We start from the raw sequence: 20849 nt of genomic DNA, 5'->3' as shown, positions 1-20849 counted from the left end.
CTCGCCGCCTGAGTCGGAACCCGGAGGTCCTTAGCGTTTGTAGAGACGTTCCGCCATGTGGCCCGTCGAGGGGCTGCCCCCCCCCCCCCGCCGCCCCCCCCCCCCCCCCCCCCCGCGACGGCCAGCAGGGTGATGGCCCCGACGGTGGCGGTGAAGCTCAGGAAGTAGACGGCGGCCAGTGCGCCCCAGTCGATGTTCATGGGCCGACGGTAGAGCGCCGAGGCTACGGAAAAGTACGTCCAGGTTAATGATTGACGAATGATGGCAAATCCCTAGGAAATCGGGCAAAGGGAGTGGCTGATAACGGCCGTGCCGTCTACGCTCGGGGGAAGGAATTCTCCTCGTGAGCATGAGTGAGGTCGATCGCCATGAAGGATGCGCCGGAGGGCAAGAACGAGACGTCACGGCCGCGCCGGCTGTACAGCGGCGGGGAGCGGCCCTTCGATCCCGAGGACCTGGTGATGGCATCGGGCCGTGACGTGACGCCGGAACGGGTCGAGCGCGCCAAGCGCCTCATCGAGGAACAGGGCGGCGCGGCCGTGGAGCGCTACCTGCCCTGACGAGGGTCTGATCCTTGCCCCGGCCGCCCCCGGGGGCTCAGTACAGCTGCGGCTGGGGCCGGTCCTGCACCACCACCACCGGGATGCCGCCGACCGCCGCGGAGAGCTGGGCGCGGAACTCCCCGGACGCGACGCCCCCGGTGGTGGTGCCGACCGCCAGGCCGGACGCGTCGGGGGCGGGTGACACGGTGTGGACGGGGAAGCGGAAGCGCCGGCCGCCGCTCATGTCCATGAGCCGGTGCACGTGTACGACCAGCTCCCGCTGCGTGTAGCGGCTCCGGTAGAGGTCGGCGCGTCCCGGGTCCACCGACGGGTCGGCCTTCGCGGCCGCCGCGAGCAGGGCCCGCCCGCGCTCCAGGTCGGTCACGCACAGCGCGACCCGGCCGGCGGGATGGTCCGTGATGTGCGTTCCGTACACATCGGCGTACGCGCCGTCCCCGAGGGTGCCCACCGCCTGCGAGAGCCGCACGGCCTCCGGGGTGTTCGCGGGGGTGCCCTCGACCTTGGTCGGCTCCGGAGCGTTGCGCCAGTCCTCCGGGGCCGGGCAGGGCCCGGCGTCACGAACCGGGGCGGGCCGGTCGGTGACGGGCTGCTCGATGACGGGCCGTTCGTCGGCGGGCTGCGCGGTCACTGCTCCGCTGCAGGCGGCCGTGGCGGCGAGCAGCACGGCTGCGGCGGCCGTACGGGCCGTGCGGGCGGTCGTACGGACGGGCAGGCCGCCGGATCCTGCTGAGTTGCGCATGTCGGTCCCCCTTGGCTGCGGTCGCCCGGAGCGGGCGCCGGAGATCCGACGTGCGCGGTCATCCACCGGTTCCGGGGCCGGGTTCCGGTACCTCCGGCGGGACATGGCCTGCCCGGACGTCTCCCTGGGCCTTCCCTGCGCCTTCCCTCCCCCTTCCTGCCCCCTCCCCGCGCCTTCCGGGCGAATGGCGGTCGGAAGCCGGGCGTGAACCGGTGCAGACCCGCACACAGCCCCGCAACCCCCGCATAGTGATGCCTCGGCGAACACCCGTGAGGGAGGGGGAGATCCATGGGATGCACGGTGTCCGCGGTGCGCGTGGCCACGCCAGCCTTCCCGGCGGCCGCCGAGGCCGGCCGGTCCGGCCCGGACGGCTACGAGCTGGCGCTGATCCAGGACGGCGGGGTGTGGATCGCGCAGGCCAGGAACGAAACCGAGGTGACGGCGGGCGACCTCGTGCTCTGGAACACCGCGCTGCCCCTCGACTGGCACGGCCTGGACCGGTCCGGCGGCAGCCCCTCCCGCGCCATCGTGCTGCACCTGCCGCGCACCGAACTGCCCCTGCCGCACAGCAGCGTGGACCGGCTGCTGGCGACCAGCATGCCGGGCCGCAGCGGCATCGGCGGGCTGCTCGCCCGCTTCCTGAGCAGCCTCGTCCGGGAGGCTCCGGCACTGTCGGAGCCGGACGCCGCACGGCTGGGCCGGGTGACCCGGGAACTGGCCGCGGCCCTCCTCGCCCACCACGCGGGCCTACGGGAGCGCTTGCCGGCCGAGTCCCGCCACCGGATCCTGCGCAGCCGCATCGAGTCGTACATCGACGCCCACCTCGGCGACCCCGGACTGTCGCCGACCTCGGTCGCGGAGCACCACCACATCTCCGTACGGACGCTGCACGGGCTGTTCCGCGAGCGTGAGCGGACCGTGGCCGCCGCCATCCGCGACGCCCGGCTGCGGCGCTGCCGCGCCGACCTCGCCGACGGCGGCCAGTCGGACGTGCCCATCCACGTCATCGCGGCCCGGTCGGGATTCACCGGCCCGGCTGCCTTCAGCCGGGCCTTCCGGGCCGAGTACGGGCTGACCGCGAGCGAGTTCCGCGCCGGGCGTCTCAGCAGTTGACGACGAGGGAGCTCAGCCGGTCCTGGTGGTCGGCGCGGAGGTCGCCCTTGAAGCCCCAGGGCAAGTTGCCCAGGAACCCGGTGTAGTTGGTGTTGTAGAATAGGTCGGCCGAGCCGCCGCCCTTGTTCCACGCGGAGCTGGCCTTGTCGTTGAAGGCGCTCGGCACCTTGTTGTGCCCGCAGGTCGGCACGACCCAGAGGATGCCGCCGCCCCCGGTGTACTGGAAGAAGCAGGTCTGGCCGTTCAGGCAGTTGTCGTAGGCGAGGGCGCCGGCGTTCTCCCCGCTCACGTGGTACAGCCCGGCCACGGTGGCGTCCTTGACGATCCGGGTCTGTGCGCTCGCGGCCGTCGTCCCCCCGGCGACGACCGCGGTGACCGTGGCGGCGACCGCAAGTGCGGCAAGTGACTTTCGCATGTCCGTCCCCTTTTTGATCTCTGCTGACCTTTGAGGTCTTTGATGGCGAGAGGCCGGTCAGGCCCCCGTTTGCAGCCCTTCTTTCGGGCTGTCACCACCTTGCAGGACAGGGGTGGTCCAGGTCGTTGGCGGACAGCGCAGCCTTCCTTTGCAGTCCGTGCAGGGCGCGCGGGCTCAGCGTACGAACGCCCTGTCCGCTTCCCGGTCCGCCGGGGCCGGTCCGGCGGACCGGAGCACCACGTCGAGCACCCGCTGCGGGTCCGACGCGTACATCCCGCTCGCCCACGCGGCATTGGCCTCGATCACCGCCCACGCGCCGCCGACCGTCCCCACGTCCACCACCACCGCACCGGGAAGCGTGTCCGCTGCCGCCTGCAGCAGCTCGGTCCCGCCTCGCGTCAATACGTGACCGTGATCCGCCGGGCCGGCCCGTCCACGCGCACCAGACCGCCGCACGGGACGACCTGCTGCGGGTCGGTGTGGCCGAGGTCCACGTCGAAGACCACCATGGCGTCCGGCGCGTACGGGGCCAGGGCGCGCAGGACGGCCGCGCGCTGCTCCTCGGCGTAACGGCGCTTTTCCTCCGGGGAGTTGCGCCGGTCGAGGGACCAGGCCTTGGCCCGGGCCACCAGTACGGCGGGGAAGCGGGCCAGCAGGCCGCGTTCGCCCATGTTGCGCAGGATCCGGAAGACGTCGTCCGCGCTCGGCAGTTCCTCCGAGGTCTCCAGGAACAGCACCCCGCCCTCGTACTCCGCCGGGTCGCGCGCGATCTCCCGGTCGGCCATCAGCATCCAGGCCAGGATTTCCAGGTTGCCGCCCCACGCGCGCCCCTCGACCACGCGCTCCGGGCCGTGCCACAGCCACCCGCCGGCGGGCTCGGTCTCCGGCTCCGCCTCGAACGTGGCCGGATCGGCCCAGTCGCGGTCGGTGTCGCGGTAGCGCGGCGCCGGGCGCAGCTCGTACGGGCCGTGGGTGAACAGCGCCGCGCGCAGCGAGTCCGCGGTCAGCGGGTCCAGCGCGTACGGGCGTCCCAGCTCGGTCATCACGCTCGCGCCGTGGTAGGCCACGATGCCGAGGTTCCGCAGGAAGAGCAGCAGGTTGGTGTTGTCGCTGTACCCGAAGAACGGCTTCGGGTTCGCGCGGATCAACTCCCTGTCCAGCAGCGGCAATACCGTGATCTGGTCGTCGCCGCCGATGGTGGCCATGACCGCCTTCACGGTCGGGTCGGCGAAGGCCGCGTGGAGGTCGTCGGCCCGCTCCTGCGGGGTCGAGCCCATCTTCCGCGTGGTCGGGTACTCCACCGGTTCCAGACCGAACTCCTCCTTGAGCCGGAGCAGTCCCAGCTCGTACGGCAGGGGGAGGACGCCCGCCAGGCCGGAGGACGGCGAGACGACGGCGATGCGGTCGCCGGGGACGGGCTTGGGCGGATACGCGGGGTGCGGGGCAGGGGCAGGGGTCGCACGGTTCGCAGGTGAGGTCATGGGCCGAGCCTATGGGGTGCCCCGGGACCGCGCCGGGGCCTCGCCCCCGGCACGTGCCAGGGGCGAAATCCGGATGGACTCTCGGGTTTTGCGCCGACATTGGCGAGTACGCCGTGTGAGGCGCCGCAGGCCCTTAACCTCGCCCCTGGCACGGCGCACCCCCCGACGTACGCGACCGCGTGCGCGGCCGAACCCCCGACCCACGCCTCGGCGAGAGGATCCCATGACTCAGCTCGCGAACAGCTCTGCCACCGAACGGCGCACCGCCTCCGGAACCGGGTCCACCGCACCACGTCCGACCTCGATGTTCTTCAACGGTCACGCCCCGCGCAGGCGGGCGCTCGTGCTCGTGCTCGGGGCGCTGTTCGGCTTCGCCCTGACCGTGATCTGGTCGGCGGAGTTCGTCGACAAGACCATCGGCGGCAACGTCTCCAGCGCCCTGCTCGGGCACGAGGCCAAGGACGCCCCGATCACCGGCGCCCTGGCCGGTATCGCCTTCGCCCTGGCCACCGGTGTCGCCGGCACCTTCACGGCCTGCAACATAGCCGTGTTCAGCGCGATGGCCCCGCTGGCCGGGCAGGTCCAGACCCGCCGGGGCCGGATGGCCCAGATGCTCCGCCCGCTCGGCTGGCTGGCGGTCGGCGCGATCGCCGTCTCCGCCGCGTACGGGGTGGTGGTGGCCCTCGTCGGCACCGGCATGCCGCAGTTCCAGGAGTCGACCGGCGGAGCGAGTTCCGGCTTCTCGCCCCGCCTGATCCAGGCCATGGTCGTCTACGGTCTCCTCGGTCTGCTCATGACCTACCTGGGCCTGGCCGCCGCGGGTCTCGCGCGCGACCCGCTCGCCCGCCTCGCCGCCCGGTTCCCGAACGCGCCGATGGTGTTCATGGGCGCGCTCATCGGCGCCTTCCTGCTGGGCCGGCCGTTCGGCCTGTTCCGCCAGCTGTTCCGGGACGCCGCCGAAAGCCACAACATCCTGTACGGAGCCGTGGCGTTCAGCCTCCAGGCGCTCGGGAACATCGTGATCGTCGCGGTGCTGTTCCTGATCGTGGCCGCGCTCTTCGGCGACCGGCTCAACCGCTGGCTGACGGCCAAGCCGAGCCGGATCTCGGCCGTCATGGCCGCGTCCTTCATCGCCGCGGGCGTCTTCATGCTCCTCTACTGGGACGTCCGCATCCTGGCCCGCCGCGACCTGATCTGGTACCCGATGGCGCCCTGGGCGCACTGATCCCACCGGCCGCCCGGCCCCCTGCCCCGCAGCCCCGGCGCGGCGCGGGGCCGGAGCGGACCGCGCGCGTCACCGGGCCCGGCGGGCTCGCTACCGGTCGCGTCCGCCGGGCCGGTCGGGCGGCGGCTCCAGCGGGGGAGACGCCATCGTGCAGTGGGTGCGGCACTGCGGGTGGCACGCCCCGGAGCCGGGATTGCGTACGGTCGCCCAGGCCAGCAGGGAACCCAGTACCAGCAGCCCGGCACACCAGACCATCGCCCGCCGGAATGCCGTGTCGAACTCCGCCGCCGAGCGGTAAGCGTCCTGGCTCATCCCCGCCAGCAGCGGCAGCGCCGCGACCGCCAGGAGCCCGGCCGCCCGCGCGGCGGCGTTGTTGATCCCGCTCGCCAGCCCGGCCCGCTCCACCGGCACCGAGGCGAGCACGGTCGCCGTCAGCGGCGCCACCAGCGTCACCATCCCCAGCCCCAGCACGAGCATGGCCGGCAGAACGTCCCGCACGTACGACGCCTCCGGCCCGGCGCGCAGCATCAGCAGCATCCCCGCCGCACACAGCAGCGGGCCCACGGTCAGCGGGATCCGCGGCCCGATCCGCTCTCCGAGCTCACCGGAGCGGGCCGACAGCAGCAGCATCAGCACGGTCGCCGGCAGCAGGGCGGCCCCGGAGCCCAGCGCCGACCAGCCGGCCACCACCTGGAGCTGGAGCACGGCCAGGAAGAAGAACCCGCCGAAGGCCGCGTAGACGCACAGGGTGACCAGGTTGACGGCCGTGAACTGCCGTGAGCCGAAGATGTCCGGCGGGACCATCGGATCGCGGCGGCGCTGCTCGACGACGACGAACACAGCCGCCAGCACGAGTCCCACAGCCGCGGCCGCGTAGACCGCGGGCGCGCCGGACCGCGCCTCGATCAGCGCGTACGTCAGCAGCCCGAGCGCGGTCGCGCCCAGCGCCGCCCCGAGGAGGTCGAACCGCCCGTGCGCCTGCGGATCGCGTGATTCCGGTACGTGCCGCAGCGCCACCGGCACGCACAGCGCGGCGAGCGGCACGTTGAGCAGGAACACCCACCGCCAGCCCGGCCCGTCGACCAGCCAGCCGCCGAGGAACGGGCCGACCGCGGCGCCCACCCCGCCGAAGCCCGACCACAGTCCCACCGCGCGGGCCCGGTCGTCGGGGCGCAGCGAGGCCTGGATCAGCGCGAGGGAGCCGGGGGTGAGCAGCGCGCCGCCGACGCCCTGGAGCGCGCGGGCCCCGATCAGCACGGCGGCGTTGGGGGCGATGCCGCACAGCAGCGATCCGATCGCGAACCACACCACGCCGAGGACGAAGATCCGCCGCCGCCCGTACCGGTCGCCGAGCGCGCCGCCGACCAGGATCAGGCCCGCCAGCGTGAGCATGTACGCGTTGACGGTCCACTGGAGGGCGCCGAGGCCGGCGCCGAGATCGCGCCCGATCCTGGGCAGGGCGACGCTCACCACGGTCGAGTCGAGCAGGGCCATGGTGGAGCCGAGCACGGTCGTCAGCAGCAGCCAGCGGCCCTGGGCGGTGGCGAGCCGCACCTCGCCGTCCGGCGCCCGGCCCGGCGTGACGTCCTGCTCCGGCGCGGCCTCCGGCCTTGGCGGCGGCGCTGACGGGGGCGGTGACGGGGGCGGCGCTGACGGGGACGGGGGTCCGTGGGCGCGGTCCGGCTCCGGCTGGTCTGCCCGTGGCCCGGGTGCTTCCGGCGGCTCCATGGATTCAGGCTGCCCGCGCCGCTGCGAAACGGCCACTGCGTGCGGCGGCCGGTCCCCGGAGGGAGGATGGCGGCATGCTGCTCGCCGACGTGGCGCGGGTGTCCCGGGAGGTGTCGGAAACCGCCGCCCGGTCCCGGAAGACCGCCCTGCTGGCGGACCTGTTCCGGTCCGCTCCCGCCGATGACGCGGGCCTGGTCATCGCGTACCTTGCGGGCCGGCCGCCGCAGGGCCGGCTCGGTGTCGGCTGGCGGCTGCTCGGCGCGCCGGTGCCCGCGGCCGACCGGCCGACGCTGACGGTCGGTGCGGTGGACGCGGCCCTGACGGCGCTCGCCGGGGTCTCCGGCGCGGGCGCGCAGGCCGCGCGCCGTCGGCTGCTGGACGGGCTGCTGGGCGCCGCGACCGGGCCCGAGCAGGATTTCCTGCGCCGGCTGATCTCGGGCGAGGTGCGCCAGGGTGCGCTCGACGCCGCCGCCCTGGAGGGCGTGGCCGCGGCGGCCGGGGTACCCGCTGCCGACCTGCGGCGGGCGGTGATGCTGGCCGGTGCGCTGCCCGCGGTGGCCCGCGCCGTGCTGGCCGGGGGGCCGGCGGCCCTCGACCGGTTCACGCTGCGGGTGGGCCGGCCGGTGCAGCCGATGCTCGCGCACACCGCGAAGTCGGTGGCCGAGGCGCTGGAGACGCTGGGGCCGTGCAGCGTCGAGGAGAAGCTCGACGGGATCCGGGTCCAGGTCCACCGCACGGCGGGCGAGGTCCGGGTGTACACCCGCTCGCTGGACGAGATCACCGGGCGGCTGCCCGAGGTCGCGGCCCTGGCGGCAGCCCTGCCGGGCGGTGACCTGATCCTGGACGGCGAGGTGATCGCCCTGGACGGCGCGGGCCGGCCGGTGTCCTTCCAGGACGTGGCGAGCCGGGTGGGATCCCGGCTGGACGTGGGGGCGGCGCGCGAGACGCTGCCGCTGTCCCCGGCCTTCTTCGACGTCCTGGCCGCCGACGGAGTGGAGCTGCTGGACCTGCCGCTGCGGGAGCGGCACCTCGCCCTGGACCGGCTGGTCCCGCAGGAGGCGCGGGTGCGGCGCATGGCGGTCACCGACCCGCAGGCGCAGGCCGCACAAGCGCAGGAGTTCTGGTCCGAGGCGCTGCGCAGGGGCCAGGAGGGCGTCGTGGTCAAGGCGCTGGACTCGCCGTACACGGCGGGCCGGCGCGGGCGTGCCTGGCTCAAGGTCAAGCCGGTGCACACGCTGGACCTGGTGGTCCTCGCCGCCGAGTGGGGCCACGGCCGGCGCACCGGCTACCTGTCCAACCTGCACCTGGGCGCCCGCTCCGCCGGCGGCGGCTTCGTGATGCTCGGCAAGACCTTCAAGGGCCTCACCGACGAGATGCTGCGCGACCAGACCGCGCGGCTGCGCGAACTGGCCGTGTCCGACGACGGCTTCACGGTGCACGTCCGCCCCGGCCTCGTCGTCGAGATCGCGTACGACGGACTCCAGCGCTCCACCCGCTATCCGGCCGGCGTCACCCTCCGGTTCGCCCGGGTGGTCCGGTACCGCCCCGACAAAACGGCGGCGGAGGCCGACACCGTCGAAACGGTGCTGGCCTCCGCCTGAGCCGGGGAGACGGCCGGGGGAGCCCCGGGCCGCTGGGGCCCGTCGACTGCCCGGACGGTCTGGGCGCCTGCTCGGACGAGCTACTCGACGACGAGCTCGACGGGGATGTTGCCGCGCGTGGCCTTGGAGTAGGGGCAGACCTCGTGGGCCTTCTTGACCAGCAGGCGGCCTTCCTCGTTGAGGAGCGCCTCGGGCAGCTCGACGCGCAGGGTGACGGCGAGGGCGAAGCCGCCGTCGGTGTCCTTGCCGATGGAGGCCTCGGCGGTGACGGACACCTCGCCGGTGTCGACCCGGGCCTGGCGGCCGACGAGGCCGAGGGCGCTGGCGAAGCAGGCCGCGTACCCGGCGGCGAAGAGCTGCTCGGGGTTGGTGCCCTGGCCGTTGCCGCCGAGGGCCGGGGGCATCGCCAGGGCAAGGTCGATCTGGCCGTCGGAGCTGACGGCGCGGCCTTCACGGCCGTTGGCGGTGGCGACAGCGGTGTACAGAGCGTCCATCGGAGGCGTTCCTCTCGCGGTGATGCGGGGTTGGTTCCCGGGCGGCGGGGTCGGCGCCGCCCCACTAATAGAGCACACAATTAAGTTGTGCACAACTCAATGGCTCGCGGGGTTATCCTTGGCCCATGACCGAGAACCCCGGCGGAACCGGCCCCGACGAGGACTTCCTGCGCCTCGACGGCCAGATCTGCTTTTCCCTGAACGCCGCCACCCGCTCCTTCGGCGGGCTCTACCGCGTCGTACTGAAGGACCTCGGCCTGACCTACCCCCAGTACCTGGTGATGATGGTGCTGTGGGAGCACGGGACCCTGCCGGTCAAGGAGCTGGGCCACCGCCTGCGCCTCGACTCCGGAACGCTCTCCCCGCTCCTCAAGCGCCTGGAGGCGGCAGGGCTGGTCCACCGCGAACGCAGTGCGGAGGACGAGCGCTCGGTCCGCATCTCCCTCACGGAGCAGGGCGCCGCCCTGCGCACCCGGGCCGCGGAGGTCCCGCGCCGGATCGCCGCCGCGACCGGCTTCGGCCTGGCCGAGATCCGCGACCTCCAGACCCGCCTGGACGACCTGACCCGGGCCCTGGACGCGGCTACGGCCGCCGAGTCCGGATCCGTCTCCTGACGTACGCGACGTACGCCGCGAGCCGGGCAGGGACGGCCGTCGCGAGGACGAGGGCGAGCACGATCAGGACCGACGCGACCGCGAACGTCCCGCGCATGCCGGCGGCGACCGCCTCGGGGCGCGCCGTCGTCACGTCGCCCGCCGTCGAGGCGACGGCGAAGACGGCGCCCATGACGGCCGTCCCCGTGACGAGCCCGAGGTTGCGCGACAGATGGAGCAGGCCGGATACGACACCCCGCTGACCGGGGGGCACGTCCGACATGACCGCGGTGTTGTTGGCCGTCTGGAACACCGCGTACCCGGCGGTGACGACCGCGATGGCGCCGAGGTAGCCGAGGACGCCGGACGCCAGCGACACCGCGGACAGCAGCAGACAGCCCGCAGCCGTCGCGCCGAGCCCGGCGACGGTCGTCCGCTGCGTGCCGAAGCGGTCGGCGAGCCGCCCGGCCGGCACCCCCGTCAGCGCGGCGACCAGCGGACCGGCCGCCAGGACCAGTCCGACGAGCGCGTCGTCGAGCCCGAGCGCGCCGGAGAGGTAGAACGGCCCGACCACCAGCGTGGCCATCAGGACGGTCGAGACGAGTGCGCTCATGGCCAGACCCGCCGCCAGTACGGGATCCCGGACCACCGCCCACCGGACCAGCGGCGAGGCCGCCCGCGCCTCGGCGCGGAGGAACAGGGCGAGTCCCAGCGCGGCGACCGCCAGCAGGGAGGCGTTGAGCCGCCCGAATCCGCCGTGCCCGGCCGTCATGGCGAGTGCGTACGCGGCGAGCGTCAGCGCGAGCAGCAGCGTGCCCGCGGTGTCGAAGCGGGCCCGGCCGGTGCCGGGGTCCCGCCGGTCGACGGGCAGGTACCGGTACGCGAGGAAGAGGGCCGCGATGCCCGGCGGCGCGATGACGAGGAAGATCGCCCGCCAGCCGGGACCCGCGATCAGCAGACCGCCCAGCGACGGACCGAGCGCGGTGCCGATCGCCGACGTGGTGGCGAGCAGGCCCATCGCGCGCCCGGTGCGGTCCTTCGGGACCGTCTCGCCGACGAACGCCATGGTGAGGGCCATCATCACGGCCGCCCCGAGGCCCTGCGCGGCCCGGGCGGCAACCAGCAGTCCGAGGGAGGGCGCCAGGCCGCACAGCACCGAGGCCACCGCGAACACGGAGATGCCCGCCAGCAGGAGCCGTCGGCGGCCGGTGAGGTCACCGAGCCGCCCGACGCCCACGATCAGCGCGGTCACGGCGAGCAGGTAGGCGAGCACGACCCACTGCACTTCCTGGAAGGAGGCGTCGAACGCCTCCGCCAGGGCCGGCAGGCCGACGTTCGCGATGCTGGTGCCCAGGGAGGACAGCAGCACCGACAGCGAGAGGGCGGCGAGCGCCCACCGGGCCGAGGGCGCCCGCCGCACCGGCCCGGCCGCCGGTCCGGCCGCCCGTTCTTCCGCCGGTCCGGCTGCCGGACCCGCCGCCGGTCCTTCCGTCGCGTCGGCCGGACCGGCGCCAGGCTGCTTCACGAGTGGCCGCCGCGCTCCGGCGGCCGCGTGTCCGGCCCGGTCACCGCGCCGGCCGCAGGCCCGTGACGACCGTCGTCGCCGACAGCAGGAAGGCGTCGGGCCGCCGCAGGATGCCCTCCGGTGCCTCGGGGTCCAGCAGGACGTCGAGGGTCTTGCGGTCGTCCGCGTCCACGGCCTCGCTCATCGCCTCCCGCACGCGGGCCAGATGGCCGTGCAGGAAGGAGCGGGCCGTCCCGTCCAGCGGGGCCGGCAGGTCGAGGAGGGGAGTGAAGCTCCCGGCGCCCGTGAGCCCGGCGCGGCCGAACATCGCGGGCCAGTCCTCGACCACGCCGGTGCTGTCGGGCAGTTCGGTCCGCATGACCTCGAACCATTCCTCCAGGACGGCGTCGAGCCGGGCCTGCAGGCCCGGCCGGCCGATCCCGATGTCACGCGGGAGGAAGCGCATCGGCAGACCGCCCTCCGCGACGGCGAGGACCCCGCCGGGCCGCAGCAGTGCGGCGAGTGCGTCCAGCGCGCCCTGCTGGTCGCCGAGGTGGTGTACGACCTTGCTGCTCCAGACCAGGTCCGCCGGGCCGAGGCCGCCCTCCCCGGCGCCCCCGCCTCCGGTCAGGCCCTCGGGCAGCTCCGCGTGCCGGACGGTCACCCGGCCGCCGAGGCCGAGCCGCTCGGCGCGGGCCAGCGTACGGTCCAGCAGCGCGGGCGTGCCGTCGACGGCGACCGCCTCGGCGGCCGGGAATGCCTCGGCCAGTACGCAGGTCATCACCCCCGGCCCGCTGCCGATGTCGAGGATCCGCCGGACCTCCCGCTCCGGGCCGAGCAGCTCCCGCAGGCGGGCGGCCGTCCGGCGCAGGACCGGGAGCTGGAGTTCACCGTTCCGCTCCAGCTGGTCGGCCATGACGGCCCAGTCGATGTCCGTCTGCTGGTGTCCGTGTCCGTGACCGTGACCGTGGCCCTGCCCGTGCTTGTGCCCGTGGTCCTGCGGGTGCCGGTGGCCGGGTCCGGAGTCGCTGTGTGCGTTCATGCCGAGGAGGGTGGACCCGCGCATCGGCGATGGCAACTTCTGTTGCCGTTTCCGGGACGGCCGTGTGGAATGCCCGTATGGACACACCGACCACGGCGCCCCACCAAGCGGTCCTCGACGAGGTCGCCCCCCGGCTCAGACGGCTGCGGGACCAGCGCGGCCTCACCCTGGCGGCCCTCTCCGAGGCGACCGGAATCTCCAAGAGCACCCTGTCCCGGCTGGAGTCCGGACAGCGCCGCCCGAGCCTCGAGCTGCTGCTGCCGCTCGCCAGTGCGTACCGCGTGCCCCTGGACGACCTCGTGGGCGCGCCGGAAGTCGGCGACCCCCGGGTGCGGCTGACGCCCCGCGCGCTCCCGAACGGCGGCACGGCCGTCCCCCTGACCCGCGGCCCGGGCCCCCTCCAGGCCTACAAGATGATCATCCCTGACCGGGGCGCCGAGCCGGAGCTGCGCACCCACGAGGGCTACGAGTGGCTGTACGTGCTGGACGGGCGGCTGCGCCTCGTCCTCGCCGACCACGATCTCGTCCTCGGGCCGGGCGAGGCCGCGGAGTTCGACACCCGGCTGCCCCACTGGTTCAGCAGCGCGGACGGGCGGCCGGTCGAGGTGCTGAGCCTGTTCGGCAGACAGGGCGAGCGCATGCACGTCCGCGCGAAGCCCGGCACCTGACGGTGCCGCGTTCCGCGGCTTCCGGTTCCGTGGCTTCCGGTCCCGCGCGCTCAGGACACCGGCACGGCGCCGTCGAGCGCGGCCAGTGCCTTCAGCGCCGCGGCCACCGAGTCCTCGCCCGCCGGCAGCAGCGGCAGGCGTACGTCCGCGGTGGGGATGCGGCCCTGGGCGTGCAGGACGCCCTTGACGACCGTCGGGTTCGGCTCGGTGAAAAGGGCGGCCGAGAGCCGGGCGAGGGCGTGGCCGAGCGGGCGGGCCCGCCCGGCGTCGCCCGCGCGCCACGCCGCGGCGAGCTCCGCGAACCGGTCCGTGGCCAGGTGCGCGGAGGCCAGGACGGCCCCCGCCGCCCCCAGCGCCAGCAGGGGCGCCGCGAACACGTCGTCCCCCGCCAGCACCGTGAAACCGTCCGGCAGGTCGCCCAGCAGGCCGACGGCCTGCTCGTCCAGCCCCGCGGCGTACTTGCACCCCGCCACCCCCGGCAGCGCGCCCACCGTCCGCAGCGTGGCCGCGTCGAGCGCCAGCCCCGTGCGGTACGGGATGTGGTAGACGACCAGCGGCACCGGGCTGACCTCGGCGAGGCGCGCGAAGTGCGCGACCACCCCGGCGGGCGACGGCCGGGTGAACGCCGGTACGGTCACCAGCGCCCCCGCGATCTGCGGCCACCGGGCCAGCCGGGCCAGCGACTCCTCCGCCGCCCGCGTGTCGTTGCTCCCCGCCCCCGCGAGCAGTACCGCGCCCCGCTCCCCGCATACGCGGGCGCAGATCCCGACGACCGCGTCCCGCTCCGCCGTGTCGAGCGTGGCCGCCTCGGCCGTCGTGCCCAGCGCGACGATGCCGGCGGCGCCCGCGTCGAGCACCTCGTGCGCGAGCGTCTCGAGTGCGCCGTACGCCACCCTCCCGGAGGTGTCGAAGGGGGTGACGAGTGGTACGTGGATCCCGTGCAGGGAGAGTTCACGAATCATGGTCCGAGGGTGTCCGGCGCCCACTGCTCAGGTCCAGTTCGCATTTCTTGCCTCATGCGTAAGCTGGGCTGATGCTCGAAGTCCGACGTCTGCGCCTGCTGCGCGAACTCGCCCTGCGCGGCACCATCGCCGCTGTCGCCGAGGCCCTCGCCTTCACGCCTTCGGCGGTCTCCCAGCAGCTGAGCGCGCTGGAACGCGAAGCCGGCCTGCCCCTGCTGGAACGGACCGGGAGGCGCGTGCGCCTGACCCCCGCGGGGGAGAACCTCGTCAGGCACGCGGAGGCCGTGCTCGAACGCCTCGAAGTGGCCGCCGCGGAACTGGCCGGAGCCCGGAACGGACTGACCGGCCCGCTGCGCATCGGCGCCTTCCCCACCGCGACCCGCGCCATCGTCCCGGCCGCCCTCGCCGCGCTCACGGCGCGCCACCCGGGGCTGGAGCCGATGGTCTCGGAGACCGATCCGGCGGCCGTGGGCAACGCCCTGCGGGCCGGGGAACTGGACGTGGCCCTGGTCCACGCGTACGACTTCGTCCCCTTCGCCGAGGAGCCGGGGCTCTCCAGCGTGGAGCTGTTCAGCGAGTCCATGTACCTGGCCGCCCCGGCCGGCCGCCCCGGCACGGACGGGCCGGAGACGGACGGGCCGGAGACGGACGGCGCGCCTCCCCCCGGCGGCGCGCTCGCCCGGCGGCGCGAGGACCCGTGGATCACCGCCACGCCCGGCACGCTGTGCCATGCCATGACCGTACGGGCCTGCCAGGCGGCCGGGTTCACCCCGCGGGTCCGCCACCAGGTGGACGAGTTCGCCACCGTGCTGGCCCTGGTCGCGGCCGGGCAGGGGGTCGCGGTGGTGCCGCAGCTCGGAGTGGTGGACCCGTACGCGGGGCCGGGAGCCGAAGTCACCCTCGTCCGGCTGCCGATGCAGCGGCACACCCGGATCGCCTTCCGCAGCGGCGCCGCCGCCCACCCGGCCGTCGCGGCCGCCACCGGGGCCCTGCGGGCCGCCGTCCCGCCGGGGCTCGCCTCGCCGTGAGCGCGGCGGCCCGGGGCAGCCGTCCGGGTCAGGCCGTGGCGGCCGCGGCGAGCACCGCCTCGGTCGTCACGACCTTCGCGAACCGCATCGTGTGCAGCGTGGCGGCCGTACCGCGGGCGAGTTCGGCGGCCGTTACGGTCGTCCCGTCCGGGCCCGCCATGTCGAAGGTGTGCATCGCGTCGATCGGGAAGACGGCGTCGTAGCCGAGGTTGCCGGCCATCCGCGCGGTGGTCTCGTTGCACACGTTGGTCATGATGCCGATGACCACCACCTGCCGGGCACCCCGCTCCTGGAGCCAGGCGTGCAGGTCGGGGGTGCCGTAGAAGGCGCTGTTGACGGTCTTGGTGATCCTCAGGTCCGCCCGCACGTCCGCGATCTCCGGCTTGAGCTCGTGTCCGGGGGTGCCCGGCTCCAGCGGCCCGTCCGGCGAGGCGTGCTGCACGATCACGACCGGCCGGCCGGTCTCCTGCCAGGCGGCGGCCACGGCGGCCATGTTCTTCTCCGCGCCGGGGTTGTCCCGCGGCCCCCAGAAGGCCGCGTCGTCGAAGCCCTGCTGGACGTCGACGATCACGAGAACGGCGTCGGAGTCGAGGGTGAGAGGTGCGTCGAATGCGCTGGTGTTCGTCATGGCTCCATCCTCGGACGCCGGTCCGGGGCCCCGTGATCGTCCGGACCGCCGCCGATCGATACATTCCCGCCATGAGCATTCCGGCGTTCCGCAGCGTGGGCTGCCTGGTCTTCGACGGGGTACGGGCCTTCGACTACGCAGTCATCGGGGAGGTCTGGTCCCGCCGCAGCTCCGGCCTCGGCGCGCCCCGCTTCGACCTGCGGGTCTGCGGCCCCGAGGGGGAGCGGGTCCGGCTCGGCGGGGGACTGGAACGGGTCCCCGACCACGGGCTCGACGCCCTCCTCGGCTGTGAACTGGTCCTGGTGCCCGGCGTGGAGGACCCGACCGCACAGCGCCCTCCCGCCGTGCTCGACGCGCTGCGCGAGGTCCACGCCCGCGGGATCCGGCTCGCGTCCCTGTGCGCGGGCGCCTTCGTCCTCGGCGAGGCGGGGCTGCTGGACGGACGGACCGTCACCACCCACTGGTCCCTGGCCGAACGGCTCGCCCGACGCCACCCCGAGGCCCGGGTCCGGCCCGAGGTGCTCTTCACCGACGACCAGGGCATCTGGACGTCCGCCGGAGTGGCCGCGGGCATCGACCTCTGCCTGCACCTGGTGCGCTCCGGGCACGGCCAGCAGGCCGCGGCCGCCATCGCCCGCGCCATGGTCACGGCCCCCTTCCGGGCGGGCGGCCAGGGGCAGTTCATCCCCTCGCCGGTACCGGAGGCGGCCGACCGGGCCGATCCGCTGGCCCGCGCGCGGGAGCAGGTGCTCGCCGCGCTGGACGAGCCGTGGACGGTACGCACGATGGGCGCCCTCGCCCTGATGTCGGAGCGCTCCTTCGCCCGCCGGTTCACCGAGGGCACCGGGACCACCCCGCTGCGCTGGCTGCTGGACCAGCGGGTGCTGGCCGCCCAGCACCTGCTGGAGGAGACCGACCTGCCGGTGGACGAGATCGCCGTCCGCTGCGGCTTCGCCTCCGCGGTCTCGCTGCGCCCGCCGTTCACCCGGCGGACCGGCGTCCCGCCGCGCGACTACCGGCGGACGTTCCGCGGCCGCGCGGGCTGACGGGGGGCGGGGGCGGCTTCAGAGCAGCGGGGCCAGGGCGGCAGCCGCCGCGCGCAGGGCCGGGACGAAGTCGGTCAGCTGCTCGCGCGGGACGAGGAAGGTGACCGTGGTGACGCTCACCCCGCCGACCGGACGGCCGTCGGGGCCGAGGACGGCGGCGCCCACGCACCGGATGGTGGGTTCGTTCTCCTCGTCGTCCACGGCGTACCCGCGCGCTCGGACCTCCGCCAGGTCGGCGAGCAGGGCCTCCCGGTCGGTCAGGGAGCGGGGCGTGCGGCCCGGCAGGCCGGTGGCGGCGATCAGCGCGTCGGCCTCGCCGGCCGGCAGCCCGGCGAGGACGCTCTTGCCGATGGCTGTGGTGTGCAGCGGCATCCGCATGCCGATCCGCGAGGCCGTGCGGAACGGCTGGCTGCCCTCCAGCTTGCGGATGTACGTGATCGTCTCGCCGGTGTGCAGGGCCAGGTGCACGGCCTGTCCGGTGGACCGCTGGAGCTCGCCGAGGATCTCCCCGACGCTCGCCGGCTCACCCGCGCCGACCAGCGCCGACAGGGCGCGCAGCCGCGGCCCCGGCGCGTAGCGGGAATCGCCCGCCGGGCGGGCGTAGCCCTGCTCGACGAGCGAGGCGAGGATCCGGTGCGTGCTCGATTTCGGCACGGCGGCGGCCCCCGCCACTTCGGTCAGCCGGTGCGGGCCGCCCGGTGCGGCCAGGGCCTCCAGGATGCGCAGGGACTTCTCCAGCGCGCTGCCCGCGGCCGAAGTCCGCCCGCCGCGTACGCCCTCCGGCACCGCCTCGCCGGTGTCCGCCCCGGCGGCCGTGTCCGCTCCGCCCGTTGACACGCGATCTCCCGCTCTGTGTACAGTCCCGCCATGGAAGTTCCGGTACACGATACATCGTTCCACTACATGGAACGAATGGGCGGAGGGGCCGTGTCCTGTCCGCCGGACCGTCCGTGCCGGTCCTGTCATCCGTACGCCGTCATCGCCGCGCAGCGGCTGCTGCCGGTGCTGCGCAGTGCCGACGCCGCCGAGGCGGTCGCCCGCACCGCAGGCTTCCTCGCCGCCGGCTGCCGGGCGGTGGAGCTGACGACCTCGATCCCCGGCTGGGCGGAGGCCGTTGCGCGGACCGCGCCGTTGTGGGACGCCGCCGGCCGTACCGCGCTGATCGGCGTCGGCACCGTCACGACGGCGGACCAGGCGGAGCGTGCACTGGAAGCGGGCGCGGCGTTCCTCGTCTCGCCCTTTCCCGCCCCCGGAGCCCGCGAGGCCGCCACCCGGCGCGGGGCCGTCCTCATCGAGGGCGGGCTGACCCCGGGCGAGCTCGCCGCGGCGGCCCGGCACGGCGCCGCCAAGCTCTTCCCGGCCCACGCGGTCGGCCCCGCGTACGTGCGCTCCCTGCGGGCCGTCCTCCCGCAGGCGCTGATCGTCCCCACCGGCGGCATCGGGCCCGGCGCGGTACGGGACTGGCTCGATGCGGGCGCCGACGCGGTCGGCATCGGCTCGGGGCTTCCGGCCGACCCGGCCCAACTGGCCGCCGTCTTCGCGGACCTGGCCCTGCCGTCCCCTCCCTGTGAGGGGCCCCGGTGAGCGCCGCGGTCCGGCCCGGACCCGCCCGGCCCGGAGCCGCCCGCTCCGGACCCGCCCGCGCCGGACACACGGAAGACTCCGACCGCTACGACGTCCTCGTGCTCGGCGAGGTCCTCGTCGAGATCCGCGCGGACACCCCGCTGCGCGACGCCGCCAACGGAACCACCGCCCGGATCTCGTACTCCGGCGACGCCCTGAACGCCGCGGCCGCCGCCGCTGCCGCGGGCGCGCGCACCGCCCTGCTGGCGGTGGTGAGCGACGACGAGCTGAGCCGCCCCCTGCTGGCCCGCGCCGCCGGGCTCGGCATCGACGTCTCCCGGGTGCGCACGGCCCCGCGCCCCAACGGCGCCTACCTGCTCGCCGCCGACACCGACGGCGACCGGGAGTTCGTCTACTGGCGCACCCACAGCGCCGGCTCCACCCTCTCGGCCGCGCACATCGACTCCTGGCACCCCCTGCTGACCCGTACGAAGTCCCTGATCACCAGCGGTGTCACCGGGGCCCTGTCGCCGGACGGCCGTGCGGCGGTGCTCGCCGCGGCGTCCGCCGTGCACGCCGCGGGCGGCCGTCTCACCTACGACGCGAACTTCCGGTCCCGGCTCACCGGCCGGGACGCGGCCCGTGGCCTCCTCGCGCGCATCGCGCCGCTCGCCGCACTGGTGAAGGTCTCCTGCCCGTCCGACGCGCAGGCGCTGCTGGACACGTCGGACCCGGGCACGGCGGCCGGGCGCTGCCTGGAGCTGGGGGCGGCGGCCGTCGCCGTCACCGCCGGAGCGGACCGGCTGCTGCTCCACGACGGCACCCGCGCAGCCCGCGTCCCCGTCCCGGCCAACCCGCAGCCGGTCGACGCGACGGGCGCGGGGGACTGCTTCACGGGCACGGTCACCGCCCGCCTCGCGCTCGGGGACACCCTCGCCGACGCCGTGGCCTACGGCACGGCGGCCGCGTCCCTGTCCGTCTCCGGACGCGGCGGCACGGGCCGCGTGCCTGCCTTCACCGACACGGCGGCCCTGGCCGCCGCCCACCGCACGGCCACGCGCTGACGGCTCCTACGGATGGCCGGGACGGGCGTCGAACGGCTGGAGGGGTGAACTGCGCCCATCTTTCGCGCGGACCCGCTCGCCGCCAAGAGAGAACGCACAATATGCGCATGACTCGATCGAAACGATCGAAAGGTGAATGCACAACGCCCCTGCGGCACAGCGGTGTGCGGCAGGGGCGTGGCTGCCGAGACGAACCGACCGGGCGAACCGACCGGCGAACCGGCCCGCTCAGCCTGCGGGCGCGGTACGGACGACAAGCCGCGGCAACAGCTCCAGATGCTGCCGGGGCAGCTCCGGAGCCCCGGGCGCGCCCGCCGCGATCCGGGCCAGCAGTAGTTCGGCGGCGCGCGCCCCGACCTCGTGCTTCGCGGGCGCCACGGCCGACAGCGGCAGGTCCGCAAGCCCCGCCACCTCGTCGTCGTACGTGATCACCGCGAGGTCCTGCGGCACCCGCACCCCGCGGGCCTGGAGTCGCGGAATGAGCATGATGGCGTCGGTGTCGCTGTGCACCAGCGCGGCGCTCACGCCGTCCTTCGTCACCGCTTCGCACAGGTACTCGAGGGTGCGGGCGAAGCGGTCCGCCTCGGACAGCGGGGCGCGTTCGGGTGTCGGCCAGGCGGGCGCGGGCGACAGGCCGAGCGCCGCGACGGCGGCCTCGTAGCCGGACCGCAGCCGCGCGGACGCGGGCGTCTCGCGGCTGGCCAGGGCGATCCGCCGGTGGCCGAGCGCCGCCAGGTGCCGTACCGCCTCGGCGGCCCCGTACGCGTGGTCCGAGACCACCCGGTCCAGTCCCGCCGCCGCGTGGCCGGGCGGCGCCCAGCGCTCGACGAGCACCGTCGGGGCGTCGAGCGCCGCCGCCCACGCACCCTCGCCCGGGCCCGGCGACCCCGTCTCCCAGTTCGGGGTGAGCAGCAGCCCGTCCGCGCCCGTCGAGAGCAGGCGGTCCGCCTGGGTGCGGTCCTCGCCGGGCAGGCAGCGCGTCAGGCCCACGGTCAGCCGCGCTCCCCGGGCCTCGACCGCCTCGCGCGCACCGCGGACCACATCGGCGTAGTAGTGGTCCGTGGTCGGCACCACCATGCCGACGACCAGGCCCTCCGCCGCACCGCCCGCCCCCGCCGGGCCGGGTGCGTGGTCCCGGGCGGCGGGGGCGGGCGGTGCGCCCCGGGCCGGTTCCGCCCGGCTCACCACGCCGTGCAGCCGCAGCACCTCGCCGCGGGCCGCCATGGCCTCGATGTCCCGGCGCAGCGTGACGGCCGACACGCCCAGCTCCCGGGCCAGTTCGGAGACGCGCAGGCTGCCGCGCTCGCGGACGAGTGCCAGTACGCGGGCCTGCCGTTGGTCGACGTGGAGTCTCACGGAGTCCCCCTGTGTTCTGTGTGTCCCTGTCGTCCC

22 protein-coding genes are annotated in these 20849 nt (G+C 75.0%); 10 read left to right on the top strand and 12 right to left on the bottom strand.

Features of this window, described 5'->3' with window-relative positions:
• Nucleotides 1-368 precede the first annotated feature (368 nt).
• On the top strand, nucleotides 369-560 hold the full coding sequence (locus ACZ7H1_RS26630; protein WP_470790297.1) for a hypothetical protein: 192 nt from the start codon (nucleotides 369-371) through the stop codon (nucleotides 558-560).
• A gap of 37 nt (nucleotides 561-597) precedes the next feature.
• Here ACZ7H1_RS26630 and ACZ7H1_RS26625 read toward each other — a convergent pair whose 3' ends face one another.
• Nucleotides 598-1302, bottom strand: coding sequence for a hypothetical protein (locus tag ACZ7H1_RS26625; protein ID WP_470790296.1), 705 nt, complete (start codon nucleotides 1300-1302; stop codon nucleotides 598-600).
• 288 nt (nucleotides 1303-1590) lie between these two features.
• Between ACZ7H1_RS26625 and ACZ7H1_RS26620 the strand changes: the two genes are divergently transcribed.
• Nucleotides 1591-2415: a helix-turn-helix domain-containing protein gene (locus ACZ7H1_RS26620; RefSeq protein ID WP_470790295.1), complete on the top strand. Its 825-nt coding sequence runs from the start codon at nucleotides 1591-1593 to the stop codon at nucleotides 2413-2415.
• Here the strand turns inward: ACZ7H1_RS26620 and ACZ7H1_RS26615 are convergent.
• The 3 genes from ACZ7H1_RS26615 to ACZ7H1_RS26605 form a co-directional block, all read right to left on the bottom strand.
• On the bottom strand, nucleotides 2405-2830 hold the full coding sequence (locus ACZ7H1_RS26615; RefSeq protein ID WP_470790294.1) for a peptidase inhibitor family I36 protein: 426 nt from the start codon (nucleotides 2828-2830) through the stop codon (nucleotides 2405-2407). The genes ACZ7H1_RS26620 and ACZ7H1_RS26615 overlap by 11 nt on opposite strands.
• Before the next feature lie 174 nt (nucleotides 2831-3004).
• Complete coding sequence (locus tag ACZ7H1_RS26610) at nucleotides 3005-3232, bottom strand: ATP-grasp domain-containing protein (protein ID WP_470790293.1); 228 nt, start codon at nucleotides 3230-3232, stop codon at nucleotides 3005-3007.
• Nucleotides 3229-4311, bottom strand: coding sequence for a S66 family peptidase (locus ACZ7H1_RS26605; RefSeq protein WP_470790292.1), 1083 nt, complete (start codon nucleotides 4309-4311; stop codon nucleotides 3229-3231). The genes ACZ7H1_RS26610 and ACZ7H1_RS26605 overlap by 4 nt, the downstream gene beginning before the upstream one ends.
• Before the next feature lie 223 nt (nucleotides 4312-4534).
• On the opposite strand from ACZ7H1_RS26605, the gene ACZ7H1_RS26600 reads away from it, so the two are divergent.
• Nucleotides 4535-5536 carry a hypothetical protein gene (locus ACZ7H1_RS26600; RefSeq protein WP_470790291.1) on the top strand — a complete coding sequence of 334 codons (1002 nt, stop codon included), beginning with the start codon at nucleotides 4535-4537 and terminating at the stop codon, nucleotides 5534-5536.
• A gap of 90 nt (nucleotides 5537-5626) precedes the next feature.
• On the opposite strand, the gene ACZ7H1_RS26595 is transcribed toward ACZ7H1_RS26600, so the two are convergent.
• Nucleotides 5627-7264, bottom strand: coding sequence for an MFS transporter (locus ACZ7H1_RS26595; RefSeq protein WP_470790290.1), 1638 nt, complete (start codon nucleotides 7262-7264; stop codon nucleotides 5627-5629).
• A gap of 74 nt (nucleotides 7265-7338) precedes the next feature.
• On the opposite strand from ACZ7H1_RS26595, the gene ACZ7H1_RS26590 reads away from it, so the two are divergent.
• Nucleotides 7339-8865 (top strand): ATP-dependent DNA ligase, encoded by a 1527-nt coding sequence (locus tag ACZ7H1_RS26590; RefSeq protein ID WP_470790289.1) that lies wholly within the window; start codon nucleotides 7339-7341, stop codon nucleotides 8863-8865.
• A gap of 80 nt (nucleotides 8866-8945) precedes the next feature.
• Here the strand turns inward: ACZ7H1_RS26590 and ACZ7H1_RS26585 are convergent, their stop codons facing one another.
• Nucleotides 8946-9359 carry an organic hydroperoxide resistance protein gene (locus ACZ7H1_RS26585; protein WP_470790288.1) on the bottom strand — a complete coding sequence of 138 codons (414 nt, stop codon included), beginning with the start codon at nucleotides 9357-9359 and terminating at the stop codon, nucleotides 8946-8948.
• A 125-nt stretch (nucleotides 9360-9484) separates the two neighbouring features.
• On the opposite strand from ACZ7H1_RS26585, the gene ACZ7H1_RS26580 reads away from it, so the two are divergent.
• On the top strand, nucleotides 9485-9973 hold the full coding sequence (locus tag ACZ7H1_RS26580; protein WP_470790287.1) for a MarR family winged helix-turn-helix transcriptional regulator: 489 nt from the start codon (nucleotides 9485-9487) through the stop codon (nucleotides 9971-9973).
• On the opposite strand, the gene ACZ7H1_RS26575 is transcribed toward ACZ7H1_RS26580, so the two are convergent.
• Both ACZ7H1_RS26575 and ACZ7H1_RS26570 read right to left on the bottom strand, forming a co-directional pair.
• On the bottom strand, nucleotides 9942-11477 hold the full coding sequence (locus ACZ7H1_RS26575) for an MFS transporter (RefSeq protein WP_470790286.1): 1536 nt from the start codon (nucleotides 11475-11477) through the stop codon (nucleotides 9942-9944). The genes ACZ7H1_RS26580 and ACZ7H1_RS26575 overlap by 32 nt on opposite strands.
• Before the next feature lie 40 nt (nucleotides 11478-11517).
• Entirely contained in the window at nucleotides 11518-12498 is a 981-nt protein-coding gene (locus ACZ7H1_RS26570) for a class I SAM-dependent methyltransferase (RefSeq protein WP_470790285.1), read from the bottom strand.
• Between the two features lie 77 nt (nucleotides 12499-12575).
• Between ACZ7H1_RS26570 and ACZ7H1_RS26565 the strand changes: the two genes are divergently transcribed.
• Nucleotides 12576-13166 (top strand): helix-turn-helix domain-containing protein, encoded by a 591-nt coding sequence (locus ACZ7H1_RS26565; protein WP_470790284.1) that lies wholly within the window; start codon nucleotides 12576-12578, stop codon nucleotides 13164-13166.
• Between the two features lie 50 nt (nucleotides 13167-13216).
• Here ACZ7H1_RS26565 and ACZ7H1_RS26560 read toward each other — a convergent pair whose 3' ends face one another.
• Nucleotides 13217-14128 (bottom strand): dihydrodipicolinate synthase family protein, encoded by a 912-nt coding sequence (locus ACZ7H1_RS26560; protein ID WP_470790283.1) that lies wholly within the window; start codon nucleotides 14126-14128, stop codon nucleotides 13217-13219.
• Between the two features lie 71 nt (nucleotides 14129-14199).
• Between ACZ7H1_RS26560 and ACZ7H1_RS26555 the strand changes: the two genes are divergently transcribed.
• The gene (locus tag ACZ7H1_RS26555; RefSeq protein WP_470790282.1) at nucleotides 14200-15156 is read left to right on the top strand and encodes a LysR family transcriptional regulator; all 957 of its coding nucleotides are present in this window, start codon (nucleotides 14200-14202) and stop codon (nucleotides 15154-15156) included.
• Nucleotides 15157-15184: 28 nt separating this feature from the next.
• Here the strand turns inward: ACZ7H1_RS26555 and ACZ7H1_RS26550 are convergent, their stop codons facing one another.
• Entirely contained in the window at nucleotides 15185-15784 is a 600-nt protein-coding gene (locus ACZ7H1_RS26550; protein ID WP_470790281.1) for a cysteine hydrolase family protein, read from the bottom strand.
• A 71-nt stretch (nucleotides 15785-15855) separates the two neighbouring features.
• On the opposite strand from ACZ7H1_RS26550, the gene ACZ7H1_RS26545 reads away from it, so the two are divergent.
• Nucleotides 15856-16830 (top strand): GlxA family transcriptional regulator, encoded by a 975-nt coding sequence (locus ACZ7H1_RS26545; RefSeq protein WP_470790280.1) that lies wholly within the window; start codon nucleotides 15856-15858, stop codon nucleotides 16828-16830.
• Nucleotides 16831-16848: 18 nt separating this feature from the next.
• On the opposite strand, the gene ACZ7H1_RS26540 is transcribed toward ACZ7H1_RS26545, so the two are convergent.
• On the bottom strand, nucleotides 16849-17667 hold the full coding sequence (locus tag ACZ7H1_RS26540; protein WP_470790279.1) for an IclR family transcriptional regulator: 819 nt from the start codon (nucleotides 17665-17667) through the stop codon (nucleotides 16849-16851).
• Between the two features lie 90 nt (nucleotides 17668-17757).
• Here ACZ7H1_RS26540 and ACZ7H1_RS26535 point away from each other — a divergent pair, with 90 nt between their 5' ends.
• Both ACZ7H1_RS26535 and ACZ7H1_RS26530 read left to right on the top strand, forming a co-directional pair.
• Complete coding sequence (locus ACZ7H1_RS26535) at nucleotides 17758-18414, top strand: bifunctional 4-hydroxy-2-oxoglutarate aldolase/2-dehydro-3-deoxy-phosphogluconate aldolase (RefSeq protein WP_470790278.1); 657 nt, start codon at nucleotides 17758-17760, stop codon at nucleotides 18412-18414.
• Nucleotides 18411-19457 (top strand): PfkB family carbohydrate kinase, encoded by a 1047-nt coding sequence (locus ACZ7H1_RS26530; RefSeq protein WP_470790277.1) that lies wholly within the window; start codon nucleotides 18411-18413, stop codon nucleotides 19455-19457. Before ACZ7H1_RS26535 ends, ACZ7H1_RS26530 begins: the two co-directional genes overlap by 4 nt.
• Nucleotides 19458-19685: 228 nt before the next feature.
• On the opposite strand, the gene ACZ7H1_RS26525 is transcribed toward ACZ7H1_RS26530, so the two are convergent.
• The gene (locus ACZ7H1_RS26525) at nucleotides 19686-20813 is read right to left on the bottom strand and encodes a LacI family DNA-binding transcriptional regulator (RefSeq protein ID WP_470790276.1); all 1128 of its coding nucleotides are present in this window, start codon (nucleotides 20811-20813) and stop codon (nucleotides 19686-19688) included.
• Nucleotides 20814-20849 lie beyond the last annotated feature (36 nt).

It is taken from the genome of Streptomyces sp. NPDC037401 (genome assembly GCF_055602345.1).
The sequence above is the reverse complement of the archived record's forward strand: the minus strand, read 5'-3'. Positions and strand labels throughout refer to the sequence as shown.

Excerpts from the sequence above, each read along its gene's own strand:
- ACZ7H1_RS26570 (WP_470790285.1), bottom strand. The coding sequence starts at position 12,498 with ATGAACGCACACAGCGACTCCGGACCCGGCCACCGGCACCCGCAGGAC.
- ACZ7H1_RS26580 (WP_470790287.1), top strand. The coding sequence starts at position 9,485 with ATGACCGAGAACCCCGGCGGAACCGGCCCCGACGAGGACTTCCTGCGC.
- ACZ7H1_RS26600 (WP_470790291.1), top strand. The coding sequence starts at position 4,535 with ATGACTCAGCTCGCGAACAGCTCTGCCACCGAACGGCGCACCGCCTCC.
- ACZ7H1_RS26605 (WP_470790292.1), bottom strand. The coding sequence starts at position 4,311 with ATGACCTCACCTGCGAACCGTGCGACCCCTGCCCCTGCCCCGCACCCC.
- ACZ7H1_RS26555 (WP_470790282.1), top strand. The coding sequence starts at position 14,200 with ATGCTCGAAGTCCGACGTCTGCGCCTGCTGCGCGAACTCGCCCTGCGC.
- ACZ7H1_RS26595 (WP_470790290.1), bottom strand. The coding sequence starts at position 7,264 with ATGGAGCCGCCGGAAGCACCCGGGCCACGGGCAGACCAGCCGGAGCCG.
- ACZ7H1_RS26585 (WP_470790288.1), bottom strand. The coding sequence starts at position 9,359 with ATGGACGCTCTGTACACCGCTGTCGCCACCGCCAACGGCCGTGAAGGC.
- ACZ7H1_RS26625 (WP_470790296.1), bottom strand. The coding sequence starts at position 1,302 with ATGCGCAACTCAGCAGGATCCGGCGGCCTGCCCGTCCGTACGACCGCC.
- ACZ7H1_RS26545 (WP_470790280.1), top strand. The coding sequence starts at position 15,856 with ATGAGCATTCCGGCGTTCCGCAGCGTGGGCTGCCTGGTCTTCGACGGG.
- ACZ7H1_RS26615 (WP_470790294.1), bottom strand. The coding sequence starts at position 2,830 with ATGCGAAAGTCACTTGCCGCACTTGCGGTCGCCGCCACGGTCACCGCG.
- ACZ7H1_RS26590 (WP_470790289.1), top strand. The coding sequence starts at position 7,339 with ATGCTGCTCGCCGACGTGGCGCGGGTGTCCCGGGAGGTGTCGGAAACC.
- ACZ7H1_RS26550 (WP_470790281.1), bottom strand. The coding sequence starts at position 15,784 with ATGACGAACACCAGCGCATTCGACGCACCTCTCACCCTCGACTCCGAC.
- ACZ7H1_RS26630 (WP_470790297.1), top strand. The coding sequence starts at position 369 with ATGAAGGATGCGCCGGAGGGCAAGAACGAGACGTCACGGCCGCGCCGG.
- ACZ7H1_RS26560 (WP_470790283.1), bottom strand. The coding sequence starts at position 14,128 with ATGATTCGTGAACTCTCCCTGCACGGGATCCACGTACCACTCGTCACC.
- ACZ7H1_RS26565 (WP_470790284.1), top strand. The coding sequence starts at position 12,576 with ATGGACACACCGACCACGGCGCCCCACCAAGCGGTCCTCGACGAGGTC.
- ACZ7H1_RS26620 (WP_470790295.1), top strand. The coding sequence starts at position 1,591 with ATGGGATGCACGGTGTCCGCGGTGCGCGTGGCCACGCCAGCCTTCCCG.